At 69.2% G+C, this 14282-nt stretch carries 13 protein-coding genes; 7 read left to right on the forward strand and 6 right to left on the reverse strand.

Annotated features, from left to right (window positions below):
- Window positions 1-8: 8 nt before the first annotated feature.
- Complete coding sequence (locus KUTG_RS36285; RefSeq protein ID WP_043731853.1) at window positions 9-926, forward strand: chitinase; 918 nt, start codon at window positions 9-11, stop codon at window positions 924-926.
- 213 nt (window positions 927-1139) lie between these two features.
- Here KUTG_RS36285 and KUTG_RS36290 read toward each other — a convergent pair whose 3' ends face one another.
- The 4 genes from KUTG_RS36290 to KUTG_RS36305 are packed head-to-tail and all read right to left on the reverse strand — an operon-like array spanning window position 1140 to window position 5488.
- Window positions 1140-2663: an arabinosylfuranosidase ArfA gene (locus KUTG_RS36290; protein WP_043723291.1), complete on the reverse strand. Its 1524-nt coding sequence runs from the start codon at window positions 2661-2663 to the stop codon at window positions 1140-1142.
- Between the two features lie 7 nt (window positions 2664-2670).
- On the reverse strand, window positions 2671-3450 hold the full coding sequence (locus tag KUTG_RS59335) for a carbohydrate ABC transporter permease (RefSeq protein WP_043723293.1): 780 nt from the start codon (window positions 3448-3450) through the stop codon (window positions 2671-2673).
- The gene (locus KUTG_RS59340) at window positions 3447-4304 is read right to left on the reverse strand and encodes a carbohydrate ABC transporter permease (RefSeq protein WP_052395804.1); all 858 of its coding nucleotides are present in this window, start codon (window positions 4302-4304) and stop codon (window positions 3447-3449) included. Before KUTG_RS59340 ends, KUTG_RS59335 begins: the two co-directional genes overlap by 4 nt.
- Window positions 4301-5488: an extracellular solute-binding protein gene (locus tag KUTG_RS36305; protein ID WP_043723295.1), complete on the reverse strand. Its 1188-nt coding sequence runs from the start codon at window positions 5486-5488 to the stop codon at window positions 4301-4303. Before KUTG_RS36305 ends, KUTG_RS59340 begins: the two co-directional genes overlap by 4 nt.
- Before the next feature lie 100 nt (window positions 5489-5588).
- Here KUTG_RS36305 and KUTG_RS36310 point away from each other — a divergent pair, with 100 nt between their 5' ends.
- From KUTG_RS36310 to KUTG_RS36335, 6 genes are read left to right on the forward strand one after another with little or no spacing between them, the layout of a single operon-like run.
- A complete protein-coding gene (locus KUTG_RS36310; RefSeq protein WP_052396766.1) occupies window positions 5589-6650 on the forward strand; it encodes a LacI family DNA-binding transcriptional regulator in 1062 nt (353 codons plus the stop codon).
- Between the two features lie 51 nt (window positions 6651-6701).
- Window positions 6702-8192, forward strand: a complete 1491-nt coding sequence (locus KUTG_RS36315; RefSeq protein ID WP_232241512.1) for an ABC transporter substrate-binding protein — start codon at window positions 6702-6704, stop codon at window positions 8190-8192.
- A gap of 43 nt (window positions 8193-8235) precedes the next feature.
- The gene (locus tag KUTG_RS36320) at window positions 8236-9180 is read left to right on the forward strand and encodes an ABC transporter permease (protein ID WP_043723297.1); all 945 of its coding nucleotides are present in this window, start codon (window positions 8236-8238) and stop codon (window positions 9178-9180) included.
- On the forward strand, window positions 9177-9992 hold the full coding sequence (locus KUTG_RS36325; protein ID WP_043723303.1) for an ABC transporter permease: 816 nt from the start codon (window positions 9177-9179) through the stop codon (window positions 9990-9992). The genes KUTG_RS36320 and KUTG_RS36325 overlap by 4 nt, the downstream gene beginning before the upstream one ends.
- The gene (locus KUTG_RS36330) at window positions 9979-10935 is read left to right on the forward strand and encodes an ABC transporter ATP-binding protein (RefSeq protein WP_043723304.1); all 957 of its coding nucleotides are present in this window, start codon (window positions 9979-9981) and stop codon (window positions 10933-10935) included. The genes KUTG_RS36325 and KUTG_RS36330 overlap by 14 nt, the downstream gene beginning before the upstream one ends.
- Entirely contained in the window at window positions 10932-11756 is an 825-nt protein-coding gene (locus tag KUTG_RS36335; RefSeq protein WP_043723306.1) for an ATP-binding cassette domain-containing protein, read from the forward strand. Before KUTG_RS36330 ends, KUTG_RS36335 begins: the two co-directional genes overlap by 4 nt.
- Here the strand turns inward: KUTG_RS36335 and KUTG_RS36340 are convergent.
- Complete coding sequence (locus tag KUTG_RS36340) at window positions 11734-12684, reverse strand: serine hydrolase (RefSeq protein ID WP_043723308.1); 951 nt, start codon at window positions 12682-12684, stop codon at window positions 11734-11736. The two genes, KUTG_RS36335 and KUTG_RS36340, sit on opposite strands and share 23 nt — an antisense overlap.
- 232 nt (window positions 12685-12916) lie before the next feature.
- A complete protein-coding gene (locus KUTG_RS36345; protein ID WP_063753612.1) occupies window positions 12917-14281 on the reverse strand; it encodes an IS1380 family transposase in 1365 nt (454 codons plus the stop codon).
- Between the last annotated feature and the right edge of the window lies 1 nt (window position 14282).

Below are 14282 nucleotides of genomic sequence, written 5' to 3' on the forward strand. Positions count from 1 at the left end.
TCTTTCCTGTGGTCGCAGCGCTTTCGGTGTTGGCTTTGACCGCCGCCCCCGCCCATGCCGTCACCGCCGCCGAGTTCGCCCCTTACGTCGACATGACGGCCAGTGATTCCCAGTTGGACACCGCCATCACCCAGCATGGCGTCCGGTCCTTCACCGCCGCCTTCGTCATCGGGTCCGGCTGTGATCAGATCTGGGGCGACACCCTGCCCGTCGGCAACGACCCCGCCACCGACGCCGCCATCAGCAAGGCCAAGTCCGAGGGCTCGTCCGTGATCATCGCCTCCGGCGGCGCCGCCGGCGTGCCGCTCGCGTGGACCTGCACCGACCAGGGAAGGATCGAAGATGGTTACCAGAAGATCATCAGCTCCTACGGCGTGACCTCCCTCGACTTCGACATCGAGGGCGCCGCCATCGCCGACTCCGCTGCCGCCGCCCGACACATGGCCGCCGTCAAATCCCTCAAGGCCCGCAACCCCGGCCTCACCTTCTCCCTCACCCTGCCCGTGCTGCCCTCCGGCCTCACCGCCGACGGCGTCAACCTCATCAAGGCGGCCCATTCCGCCGGCGTCAAGGTCGACAACGTCAACATCATGGCCATGGACTACTACGCCGGTTCCCAGGACATGGGCTCCGCCGCCATCCAGGCCGCCCAGCACACCCTGTCCCAGCTCCAGTCCGTCGATTCCGGCTACAGCTACGCCAACCTCGGCATCACCCCCATGGTCGGCACCAACGACGACAACTCCACCTTCTCGTTGGCCAATGCCCAGGCCGTGAAATCCTGGGCCTCCTCCAACGGCATCGGCCGCTTGGCCTTCTGGTCCATCAACCGCGACCGCTCGTGCTCTGCGTTTTCACCCCAGGCCTCCCCCTCTTGCAGCGGCGTAAGCCAGAGCCCCTTAGCCTACGCCGACGCCTTCAAGTAACCCCTGGGTCGCCACCCGCGGCCACACCGCGGCGAGGTAGCCCGATCGCTCAACCAAGATCGCCGAACAACGAAGCCCGCGAATCAATCCAAGCATACGAACCTGACAATCCCTCCGATTCGAAGATCAACCCGATCCGGACCCGAGGAACTGTCAGACCACCGTGCTTGGATTGATTCGGGGGCTGCTCAATTCGATCATGCCTGCGAACCGTCAGCGCTGGGCGCTAGGCTGGCTTTGGGGGCTGCTCATTCGGATCATGTTCCACGACAGTGCCGGCAACTCGGCCGTCAGCTCGCCGTCCACGACGGAGGCACCGTCGATCCGTCGAGGAAGCACGCGGTCGGGCTCGGCGACGGTGTTGGTCAGGGAACGGTCGTCCGACGACAGCACGACGTGCTCCACCACCGACAATCCAGGCAGGGCGCGGACGTTCGCGGTCAACGCCAGAGAATCCTCGACCGATCGGTTCACGGCGAACAGCACGACCTCGTCCCCGTCCTGAGTGGCCACGGCCTCCAGGAGGGGCACGTCGCCGAATCGGGCGGTGTCGTAACGCGGCGAATCGGGCTCGACGCGCAGCACCCGCCCGCGAGCGTGGCGCGCGGCATGGGCGAACGGGAAGAAGATGGTCTGCCGGCACGAGCCGCCGCCGGGCTCGGTGAGAATCGGCGCGATGACGTTGGCCAGCTGCGCCTGGCAGGCCACGCCGACCCGATCGGCGTGGCGCAGCAAGGTGATCAGCAGCGAGCCGACCACCACGGCGTCGGCCACGTGGTAGTTGTCCTCGATCAGCCGCGGCACCCGCTCCGCGGCGAGGTTCTTCTCGCCGACGAAACGACTCATGTACCAGACGTTCCACTCGTCGAACGAAAGCCGGATCTGCTTGCGGTTGCGCAGCTTCGCGCCGATGTGGTCACAGGTCGCCACCACGGCGTCGATGAACCGGTCCATGTCCACCGCGCTGGCCAGGAAGCTGCCGAGGTCGCCATCATGCTCCTCGTAGTAGGCATGTAGCGAGATGTAGTCGACGTTCCCGTAGGTGTGTTCAAGGACGGTCGCCTCCCACGCCCCGAACGTCGGCATCCCGCTGTTCGAACTCCCGCACGCCACCAGCTCGATGCTCGGATCGACCATGCGCATCGCCTTGGCGGTCTCGTTGGCGAGCCGGCCGTACTCGTGCGCGGTCTTGTGCCCGGTCTGCCACGGCCCGTCCAGCTCGTTTCCGAGACACCACAGGGAAATCCCGTGCGGATCAGGATGCCCGTGCTTGGCCCGCAGGTCGGAAAGCGCGGTGCCGCCGGGAAAATTGCAGTACTCGACCAGATCCGCGGCCTCCCGAACGCCGCGGGTGCCCAGGTTCACGGCCATCATCGGGGCCACGCCCGTCTTGCGTGACCACGTCATGAACTCGTTCAGCCCGAACTCGTTCGTCTCGATCTGCCGCCACGCCAGGTCGAACCGGCTCGGCCGCTCGCCACGCGGCCCCACCCCGTCCTCCCAGCGATAACCGGAGACGAAGTTCCCGCCGGGGTAGCGGACCACCGTCACGCCCAGCTCCCGCACCAGGTCCAGCACGTCGGTGCGGAAGCCGTCCTCGTCGGCGGCCGGATGCCCCGGCTCGTAGACGCCGGTGTACACGCAGCGGCCCATGTGCTCCACGAACGAGCCGAACAGCCGTGGGTCCACCTCGCCGACGGCGAAGCCGGGGTCGAGCGTCAGTCGTGCCTGTCGCACCGTGTCGTCATCCTTTGATCGCGGTCACCAGCTGCCGCTGGAACGCCAGGAACAGGGCCACCAGAGGCAGCCCGCCCAGCAGTGCGGCGGCCAGCACCTGGGCGTACCGGACTCCATACGAACTCTGCACGGTCGTCAGCCCCACCGGGAACGTCATCAGGTGCGGGTCGCTGACGGCCACGAACGGCCACAGGAAGTTGTTCCACGTCGTGACGAAGGTGAAGATGGCCACCGCGGCCAGCGCCGGCCGGGCCAACGGCAGCATCAGGCTCCAGTACACCCTCAGCCGCCCCGCGCCGTCGATCACCGCCGCCTCCTCCAGTTCCCTGGGCACGCCGTCGAAGAACCTCTTCAACACGTACACCATCGCGGGCAACACCACTTGCGGAAGGACCAGTGCCCAGTACGTGTCGGCGAGGCCGAGGCCGACGATTTCCGCGAACAGCGGCACGATCAGGACCTGCGGCGGCACCATGATGCCGGCGACCAGCAAGGCCAGCACGAGCGAGCGGCCGCGGAACCGGGTTCGGGACAGGCCGTAGGCGGCGAGACTGGTCACGGCCACGGTCAGCACCGTGACCGCGACGCCGACCAGCAGGCTGTTGCCCAGCCAGGCCAGCACCTGGCCGTCGGCGAAGACCCGGCCGAACGCGTCGAGGCTCATGCCCGACACGAACCAGCTCACGGGAATCCGCGTGGTTTCCGACTCCGGCTTCAACGCCGTGTCCAGCGCCCACGCCAGCGGCGCCAGCCAGATCACCGCCAGCACGGCGGCCACGACCCTCATCGCTTCGACCCCCTTGCCGCCGTGAGCCGGAAGTGCACCAGGGCGATCACGGCGATCAGCGCGAAGAACACGTACGAGATGGCCGAGGCGTAGCCGACGCGGAAGCGGGTGAAGCCGCTTTCGTAGATGTACTGGACGATGCTGCGCACGCCCGGGATGCCGCCCTGGCCGCTGAGCAGGTAGACCTGGTCGAACACCTTGAGCGAGGCCAGGATCTGCAACACGATCACCAACTGGTGGGTGCGGGACAGCAGCGGCAGCGTGATCCGGCGCAGCTGCTGGAACGGGGTCGCGCCGTCCAGCGCCGAGGCCTCGTAGAGCTGGTGGGGGATCTCCTGCAGCGCCGCCAGGTAGAGCAGGAAACCGAAGCCGGCGGTCCACCACACCGTCGTGATCACGATCGAGGTCATCGCCATGCCGTCGGTGGACAGCCAGCCGACCTCGCCCAGCCCCAGCCGGGTCAGCAGGTCGTTGATCAGTCCGAAACCCGGCTGGTAGAGCCAGTTCCAGATCAGCACGACCACCGACACCGGCAGCAGGTACGGCGCGAAGAACGCCAGCCGGTACAGCCAGCGCTCCGGCACGGCGCGGTCGGCCAGCAGCGCCATGACCAGCCCGACCAGCACGATCACCGGGGTGCTGGTCACCGTGAAGATCAGCGTGTGCCAGAGCGAGCTCCACACGACCGGGTCCTGGAAAAGCTCGCCGTAGTTGGCCGCGCCGACGAACGCGGCGTGCCCCGTGATGCCCTCGTCGGTGACGCTCGCGCCGAGCCCGATCGCCATCGGCACCACCAGGAACGCGACGTAGAGCACCAGGAACGGCGCCACGAACCAGAATCCCGACCGCTTCATGCCGGCCTCGGCGTGTTCTGGAGGCGTACCAAGGTCGCCTTGAGTTCATCCAGCGCACCATCGGGCGATGTCGTGCCGCCCAACACGGCCCCGATCGTCGCGCCGGCCGCGCTCTGCAGATCCGAGGCCGCCCCGGCGAACCACTCCGGCGGATCCAGCTCGACCTCCGCCGCGGCGGACCGGTAGTCGGCCTGCGGCGCCAGCTTCAGATACTCCTGCGAGGTGGCGACCGGCTGGTAGGCCGGAATGTGCCCGCCGCGGGCCCAGGTCAGGCTCTGGCCGATGAGTTCCGCCACGGCCGCGACCGTCTCGGCGGTGCGCTGTGGGTCCCTGCTCCGCTGGTGCGGCAGCACGAACGAATGCGAGTCGGCGTGCACCGCCGGGCGGTCGTAGACCTGCGGGAACGGCGCCACGTCGAACGGCGTGTGCTGCGTCTGGAACGTCGGCAGCTCCCATTCCCCGTTCCAGAAGAAGCCCGCTTGACCGCTGCCGAACAATGCCACCGCCGCGTTGTTGTCGGTGAACCTCGTCGTGGCGCCGATCTTGGCCAGTAATCGCAGGGCGGTCAGCGCCTTTGCGTCGTCGAGCAGGCCCTGGCCGTTCTGCTGGCGGTACAGCGTCCAGAACAGCCGCCAGGGATTCACATCCCTCGCCGCCGCCAGCGCGAGCCCGGCCTTGTCGAACGCCGCCAGGAGCTGTTCGGGGCCGCGGATCGGCTTCAGCCGGCCGTTCTCCAGCAGGCCGGCCCTGGCGCACAGTTCCGTGTTGTAGAAGAGCACCAACGGATGAGTGTCCAGCGGCACCGCGTAGGTCCGGCCGTCGTGGCGGGCGCGATTCCACACCGCCGGCGGGAACCGGTCCGGCGTGAGGCCGTGCGCCGCGAGCAGATCGTTGTCGAACGGGTCGAGCAGGCCCAGCGGCGCGAAGCCCGGCAGCCGTGACAGATGCAGGATCGCCAGGTCCGGGGCGCGACCGCCGGCCGCTGCCATGGCCAGCTTCGTGTAGTACGGCGTGCCCCAGGCCAGCGTGACCGCGTCCAGGCGCGTGTCGATCGCGCCGACCATGTCCATCATGCGGCTGCCGTCGCCGCCGCTGAACAGGTTCCAGTAGCCCAGGCCCGACGGCCCCGAGCAGGCAGCTGTCGCCAGCGCCGCGCCGGCCAGCAGAAACGTGCGACGGTCCACCGGTGGCCTCCTCGGTTTTCAACGTTGGAAACCGGCCTGTCGCGAGGGTAGCCGTACAGTCGGGCAGCAGGGAAGATGACCTCGGCAGGAGGAGGTGCGGGTGGGCGCCAGCCTGAAGGACGTGGCCAAACTGGCTGGGGTCTCGGTCAAGACCGTCTCCAACGTGGTCAACGAGTACCAGCACGTCAGCGAGGCCACCCGCAGCCGCGTCCGCGAGGCCATCGACCAGCTCGGCTACCGGCCCAACCTCACCGCCCGGCACCTGCGCTACGGCCGGTCCGGCATCATCGGCCTGGCCCTGCCCGAGCTGGGCATCCCGTACTTCGCCGAACTGGCCGAGGAGGTCATCGGCGCCGCCGAACGCGAGTCCTGGTCGGTGCTCATCGACCAGACCGACGGCCGTGGCGACCGTGAACGCCTCACCTCCTCCGGGGCCCGGTCCCGGACCATCGACGGCCTGATCATCAGCCCGCTCGCCCTGGACGCCGAATTCCTGGCCGGCATGCGCGCCGACCTGCCGTTGGTGCTGCTGGGGGAGCAGGTCGGCCCCGGCACCGCCGACCTGGTGGCGATCGACAACGTCGCCGCCGCCCGCGAGGCCACCCAGCACCTGCTCAGCCTCGGCCGCCGCCGCATCGCCGCCATCGGCGACCAGCACGTGTCCGCCGCCGGCACTGCCAACGTGCGGCTGCAGGGCTACCGCGACGCGCTGGCCGCGGCCGGCATCGCGTACGACCACGAGCTGGTGGTGCCGGCCGAGTCGTACCACCGACCCGACGGCGCCGCCGCCATGCGCCTGCTGCTGTCCCTGGCCGAGCCGCCGGACGCCGTGTTCTGCTTCAACGACCTGCTGGCCCTCGGCGCCCTGCGCACCCTGCTCGCCGCCGGCCTGCGGGTGCCCGACGACGTCGCCATCGTCGGCGTCGACGACATCGAGGACGGCCGCTTCAGCACACCCACGCTGACCACCATCGCCCCGGACAAGACCCAGATCGCCGAGGCGGCCGTGACCATGCTGCTGGAACGCGTCAACGGCCTCGACGCCCCACCCCGCGAGATCACCGCCCGCCACACCCTCCAGGTCCGCGAGAGCACGAACGCCGGCGGCTCACCCTGCCGCGGGCAGGCCCGCCACGCACCGGGCCCTCACTGCCCGATGTGATGATCCGGCCGCCCACATGGCGGGACACCGCCCGCCGCCCTGGCTAGGGTGATCACCGTGCTTCGCGCGCTGCTCGCCCTGACGCTGGTCGCCGCCCTCGCCGGCTGTTCCGCGGGCTCGACCGCCTACTCGTCGCCGAGCGCCGACTCGATCACCATCGGCTTCTCCGCCGCCCCCGCGAACCTGGACTTCACCCGCACGGACGGCGCCGCGATCCCGCAGGCCCTGCTGGACAACGTCTACCAGGGCCTGGTCCGCCTCGACGCCAACGGCGCGATCGTGCCGCAGCTGGCGACGTCCTGGACCGTCAGCCCGGACCGTCGCACCTACGACTTCCAGCTCCGACCCGGCGTGACGTTCACCGACGGCGAGCCGTTCACCGCCGACACGGTCAAGTTCAGCGTCGACCGCGTCCGCACCGCCTGGACCATCTCGCTGAAGTCGCAGATGGACGTGGTCGACCACGTCGAGGCCGTCGACCCGCTGCACGCCCGCGTGGTGCTGAAGCAGCCCAGCAACGGCTGGCTGTTCTCCATGGCCAGCCGCCTCGGCGCGATGTTCGCGCCGAACGGTGTGGGAAACCTGGCCACCACGCCGATCGGCACCGGCCCGTACCGGCTCGACCGCTTCAACCGCGGCGATTCCCTCGTGCTGAAGGCGAATCCGGGCTACTGGGGCCCGAAGCCCGCCTACGGCCGGGTCGTCCTGAAGTACTTCCAGGACCCGACCGCGCTGAACAACGCCCTGCTGAGCAACGGCATCGACGTGATCAGCTCCGTGCAGGCGCCCGACTCCCTCGCGCAGTTCGCCAGCGACGAGCGGTTCACCACGATCCAGGGCACGACCACCGGCGAGGTGGTGCTGTCCTTCAACAACGCCAAGGCGCCGCTGAACGACAAGCGTGTCCGCCAGGCCCTGACCTACGGCATCGACCGCAAGGCCCTGCTGGACACCGCGTGGGCGGGCAAGGGCCTGCTGATCGGCAGCATGGTCCCACCCTCGGACCCCTGGTACGAGGACCTCGCCGGCGTCCATCCGTACGACCCGGCCAAGGCGAGACAGCTCCTGTCCGACGCCGGCCAACAGCACCTCACGCTCAGGCTGCGTATACCCAACCTCCCTTACGCCGTGGACTCCGCCCAGGTGATCCGCTCCCAGCTCGCCGCGATCGGCGTCACGGTGAGCATCGAGGAGCTGGACTTCCCCGCGGTCTGGCTGAAACAGGTGTTCACCGGCCACGACTTCGACATGTCGATCGTCGCCCACGTCGAGGCCCGCGACATCGTGACGTTCGGAAACCCCAAGTACTACTGGGGTTACACCAACCCGACCGTCACCCAGCTGCTGGCCGCCGCCGACACCGGCACGCCCGAGCAACAGATCGCCGACATGAAGCAGGTCGCGCGCACCATCAACGCCGACGCCGCCGCCGACTGGCTCTTCCTGCTGCCCAACCTGATCGTGGCCAAGAAGGGCATCACCGGCCTACCGCCCAACCAGGTCGGCGAGGCGTTCGACCTGTCCGCCCTGGGTCGATCGTGACGGGGCCGATCCCGACGGGGCTGATCGTGACGGGGGGAAAGTCATGATGGTGATCCTCCGCCGGGCCGGCATCTTCCTGCTCACATTGGCAATCGCCTCCATCGTCGTGTTCGCGTTCATGGCTGTGCTGCCCGGCGATCCCGCGCAGGTGGCCCTGGGTGTCAATGCCACGCCCGAGCTTCTTGCCCAGACCCGGCACGCCTTCGGCATCGACCGGCCGCTGCCGGTGCAGTACCTCGACTGGATCGGCGGCCTGTTCACCGGCGACTTCGGTCGCTCCTACGTCACGGGCGACGCGATCGGCCCCCAGCTGCTCGACCGGTTCGAGGTGACGCTGTGGCTGGTCGGCGCGGCGACGGTGGTGGCGGTGGTGGTCGCCGTCCCACTCGGCACGCTCGCCGCGGCCAAGCACCGCACGGCGTCCGGCACGGTCGTGTCCGGCCTCAGCCAGCTCGGCGCCGCGGTCCCCGCGTTCCTGGCCGGTATCGTCCTGGTCGAGATATTCGCTGTGTCGCTGCGGATCCTCCCGTCCGGTGGGTGGACACCCCCGGACGCTGATCCGGTGGCGTTCCTGAAAGGCCTTGTCCTGCCGGCGCTGTCGCTCGGCCTCGTGCAGGCGGCGGTGCTGACCCGGTACGTCCGCTCGGCCGTGCTGGACGTCCTAGGCGAGGACTACCTCCGCACCGCGAGGGCGAAGGGCCTCAGGCCCACACGGGCCCTGATACGGCACGGGCTTCGCAACGCGGCGGTGCCCGTGGTGACAGTGCTCGGCCTGCAACTGGCGACGCTGCTGATCGGGGCCGTGGTGGTGGAACGGGTGTTCGTCATCCCCGGCCTCGGGAGCATGCTGCTGGACGCCGTCGGCGGTCGTGACCTGATCGTCGTGCAGGACGTGGTGATGGTGCTGGTGGCGGCGGTGCTGGTGGTCAACCTCCTCGTCGATGTGCTCTACACGGTCGTGGACCCGAGGCTGCGGAGGGCGCGGTGAGGAACCTCGTGATCGGGGCGGTGCTGGTCGGTCTCATCGTGCTGGCGGCGCTGATCTCCTTTCTGTGGACGCCGTTCGACCCGACCCAGGTCGACGCGGCGCTTCGGCTGCAGGGCCCGAGCGGCGCCCACTGGCTCGGCACGGACCGCTTCGGTCGCGATCTCGTCAGCCAGCTCATGGTCGGCGCGCGGACCACGCTGTACGTCGGCGTCGTTGCGGTCGGTGTGGCCGCGGTCATCGGCACGCCGCTCGGCGTGTTCGCGGCGGCCGGCCCGCGCTGGCTGGGCGAGATCGTGTTGCGGGCCAACGACATCATGCTCGCGTTCCCGGCACTGCTGCTGGCGATCATGTTCGGGGCGGCGTTCGGGGCCAGCACCCTGACCGCCATGGTCGCCATCGGCATCGCCACCGTGCCGTCGTTCGCGCGCCTGGCCCGTGGCTCCGCCCTGCAGGTGTTGAACACGGAGTACGTGCTGGCGGCGCGATCGGCCGGCCGGACCGGCCTGGCGATCTCGGTGCGGCACGTGCTGCCGAACATCGCCGGCCTGATCATCGTGCAGTGCTCGGTGTCGTTCGGCATCGCGGTGCTGGCCGAGGCGGCGCTGTCCTACCTCGGTCTCGGCACGCAGCCGCCGACGCCGTCCTGGGGTCGCATGTTGCAGGAGTCCCAGGAACTCCTGGCCGTGCAACCGAGGCTGCTGATCGTGCCGGGGGTGGCGATCGCCCTGGCGGTGCTGGGCTTCACGCTCCTCGGCGACGGTCTGCGTGATCGCTTCGACCCCAGGTTGGAGGGCCACCGTGCTCAAGGTTGACGGACTGTGTGTGGCGGCAGGCGAGCTGCCTCTGGTCAGCGATGTCTCCTTCACGGTCGGCAGTGGCGAACGGGTCGGTCTGATCGGTGAGTCGGGCTCGGGCAAGTCGCTGACCGCGTCGGCGGTGTTCGGTCTGCTGCCCGACGACGTCACGGCGGCGGGCTCGGTCCGGCTCGACGGGGTGGCGGAAGACCTTGTGGGGGCATCGGAAAACCTCCTTTCCAGGTTGCGTGGCTCGCGGCTGGCCATGGTGTTCCAGGAGCCGATGACGGCGTTGAATCCATCCATGCGTGTCGTCGACCAGGTCGCGGAAGCCCGGTTGATCCACCGCACGGCAGGGGATCGCGCCGCCGCGCACCGGGATGCCCTGCGGCTGCTGGAACAGGTGCGCCTGCGGGATGTCGCTGAACTGGGAAATGCCTATCCGCACCAACTTTCCGGCGGGCAACGGCAACGCGTGCTGTTGGCCATCGCTCTCGCCAATGACCCGGACGTGCTCATCTGCGACGAGCCTACCACCGCGCTCGACGTCACGGTCCAGGCTCAGCTGCTCGACCTGATTGTCAAGGGAGTAAAGGAAAGGGACGCATCGCTGCTGTTCATCACGCACGATCTCGCCGTGGTGGCAACGGTTTGCGAGCGCGTGCTGGTGATGTACGGCGGACGGATCGTCGAGTCCGGGCTGGTCGCCGAGGTCCTGACCTCGCCGAAACACCGCTACACCAAGGGTTTGCTCGACGCCTCCGACCTGGAGTCCGTCGACGAGCGTGGCCGCCTGCACGCCATCGCCGGCGCGGTTCCGGCCGCCGGACAGTTCCCCAGCGGCTGCGTGTTCCGCAACCGCTGCCCGCGCGCCGACGACCGATGTCGCGTGCAGCCGCCCTGGTTCGGCGAACCGACCGCTGGGCACGCGTGCTGGCACCCGGTCGGAGGCGACGAATGATCAAGGTGGAGAACCTCAGCCGCGTCTACCGGCGGTCGCGGACGTCGCCGCTGCGGCCTCGGGCCGAGGTGCACGCGCTTCGTGACGTCTCGTTCGAGATCGAAGCGGGCCGGCGCTTCGGCATCGTAGGCGAGTCGGGCTCGGGAAAGTCGACGCTGGTCCGGCTGATCGCCGGCCTCGACCAGCCGACCGCCGGCGCCGTCACGTTCGACGGCCAGCGCGTCGACGGCCGGTCCGAACGACGCCTGTCGTTTCTCCGGCGCGATCTCCAGGTCGTGTTCCAGGACCCGACGGGCTCGCTCGATCCTCGCATGCGGGTACGGGACATCATCGCCGAACCGCTTGTCGCGCAGCGGATTCCCGGCCAGGCGGAGCGCGTCGCCGAGCTGCTGGCGGCCGTGGGGCTGCCGGCGGATGCCGGTCGGAGGTTCCCGCACCAGTTCTCCGGCGGCCAGCGGCAACGCATTTCACTGGCCCGGGCCCTGGCCCCCAAGCCTCGTGTCCTCGTGGCCGACGAGCCCGTGAGCGCGCTGGACGTGTCCGTGCGGGCGCAGATCCTGAACCTGTTGTCAGACCTGGTCGAGCAGTTCGCGCTGACGCTGGTCTTCGTCTCCCACGACCTGTCCGTGGTCCGGCACGTCTGCGACACGGTGGCCGTTCTGCGCTCCGGTGAACTGGTCGAAATCGGTGATGTGGAACAGGTTTACCGCGAACCGCGGCATCCGTACACGCGGCAGCTCGTGCAGGCGGCGCCAACGCTGCGGGGCGCGCTGTCCGGCGTCACGGCGGCGGATCTCATCAGCGAACGAAAGCGGCCTTGATTGCGGCAGCGCCAGCAGATACCGCTTTCGTACCGGCCGACCACGAGGTGCCGGCGGGCAGTTCCGTCATGATCGCCACGGCGTAGGGCATCGTCGGACCCAGGCCGACCATGCCGGTGGTGTCGAGCACCGTCGTCGACATCAGCAGCATCCAGCCCTGTTTGATCTCCCACGAGGCGCCCGGCAGGCCGTCCGGGATGCCGAAGTACTGCTGGAACCCGTCGGCCGCGGTGGCGGCGGCCCCGCTCATGCCGGCCGTCAGCACGTCCTGCGCCGGCGCGGGAATCTCGTCCTGGATGAACTCGTAGGTCGTGACGACGTCCTGCGCGGACATCGTCGCCTCGCCCCACTGCGCCGGGTCGTCGGGCGGCTGCGTGCCGGTGAGCCCGATCAGCGAGGCCGTCCGGGTGACGATCGAGTTGCCGCCGTCCTGGTCCCACAGCGCGTTGGCGATGTCGTCGTCGCTGTAGGAGATCATCTGCTCCAGCCGCGCGGCGGTCGCGGCGTCGGGCTGCCAGTTCTGGCTGTGCAGCAGGTCGATGGCGATCAGCAGCTTCACCACGGACGCGGTGTACATCGGCTCGGCCGCGTTGTAACTGGCCACGGGCTGGTCGCTGTCGGTGTCGACCGCCAGCACGCCCACGGTCGTGCCCGGGACGACGCTGTTGACGGCCTTGTCCACGAGCTGGCCGACGGCCTCCGGCGGCACCGCCGGGGTGGTCGGCGCGGGAGTGGTCGTGGTTGTCGTGGTCGTTGCCGTGGTGGTCGTTGCCGTGGTGGTCGTTGCCGTGGTGGTCGTCGTCGTGGGCGGCGGCAAGGTCACGCGCTCGGCGGCCAGCGACGCGGTGACCGGGGTTGACGCCAGCAGCGCGGTGCCCACCGCGACGCTCGCCGCGAGGAGGGCCAAGGTGGCCGGAAGACGTCTCATGCCTGGTCGAACGGGGTGTTGCCGCGGTTCATCCCCGTCGACCGGGAACCGACAGAGTCATTTCACGAAGCTCTTAGCCTCGATCCACCGGTCTAGATTGCTGGTGATCTTGGTTTCGTGAAGTGGCTGCGTCAGCGATCTTGCTCGCGGCTGTGGGCAGCCGGAAACCGCTGGTCTGTCCAGCTTTCCACGACAGGGTCTCCGGTCGAGCCTTGAGAAGGCGGGATGCTGATCAGGCAGTCCTGGGCGGGGCGTGGGCGGTTGCCGACAGTGCCAGCCAGGCCGGTTCCCAGGGCCAGTGCTGGGGTAGGTGCAGGATCAGCCGGCGTGCCCGGTGCGCGATGCGGGCGGGAACGTTGATCAGCTGACGGCGCAGCGTGGCGATGCGGGCTTTGGCGCAGTGTCCGCCAGCCAGGCAGCCAGCGGCGCGGGTGAGGTTGAACGCGATCGCCGCGCAGGTCAGCCAGGCGGCGTTCGCGGCGAAGCACCCCGACGGGAAGTGCGCCAGCGGGCCGTGTTTGAGGTCGTCGTTGACGTGCTCGATGACCGCGTGCTGGCGGTGGGTTGCTTCGGCCTCGACCAACTCGGCGGTGCTGGTGGTGAAAAAGGCGTGACACCGCCAGACCGGGAACAACGCGTCGAGGTGGTTCTGGTCGCGGACCCGTCGCACCACCAGCCGTCCGACCACCCGGTGCTGCTTGTCCGCGGCGAAGGCGGTGAACGGGGTCTCGGCGATCTCCGCGTCACTGATCCACGCTTGGGTCTGGGCGTCCCACACCGCTTTCGGGTAGCGGATCGGCATCCACGCCGACTCCTGGACTCCGGCGATCGCGGCGACCACCGAGGGGTACTGGTTGATCGTGACCGACACCGCCACGCCCGCCTGCCGGCAGGCGGTGATCAACTCGCCGACGTAGAAGGCCGAATCGCCGCGAAACAGCATCCGTCCCGGTTGGCCGCCACAGCCACGGGCCACACCGATCAGTTCTCGTGCCATGCTGGCCGCGCCCCGTGCCGAGCCGGCGTTGCCCGCTCGCAGCCGGGTGGCGGCGATCACTGGCGCCGCGGTGGGGGTGGACAGCGTGGCGATCAGCGGGTGATAGCCCCGTAACCGCACGACATAGCCGCCCACCTTCGCGTGTCCGAACGCCGCGCCCTGCTTGGCGTGCCCGAACACCTCACCCAACGTCGAATCCGCATCGAGAAACATCATCTGTTCGGCGCCGGGCAGCAGCGGAGTCCGCGAGGCCAGGCCGATGGTGATCTGTCGGGCCACCGACTCCAGTTGCCGGGCGTGTCCCCAGGTGAACGCGCGCAGGAAGGTGCCCACTGTGGACGGTGCGCGTGCTCCGGTGAACAACCGGCCCATCCCGCCGTGCCGGACCACGTCCAGGTCGTCGATGCTGTCGGCGCCGGTGAGCATCCCGGCCACGATCGAGCCGACCTTCGCCGCGGGGTTCGCCCCTGCCGATTCCGGTATCCGCACCCGGTCCTCGACCAGGTCGTGCAGGCCGGCCTGCTCGGTCAGTCGCATCACTGGCACGACACCGGCCGACCCCCCCTGATTCGGATCATCGAACACCGCGCCCACTCGCACG

This window comes from Kutzneria sp. 744 (genome assembly GCF_000568255.1).
In the GTDB taxonomy this organism is placed as follows: domain Bacteria; phylum Actinomycetota; class Actinomycetes; order Mycobacteriales; family Pseudonocardiaceae; genus Kutzneria.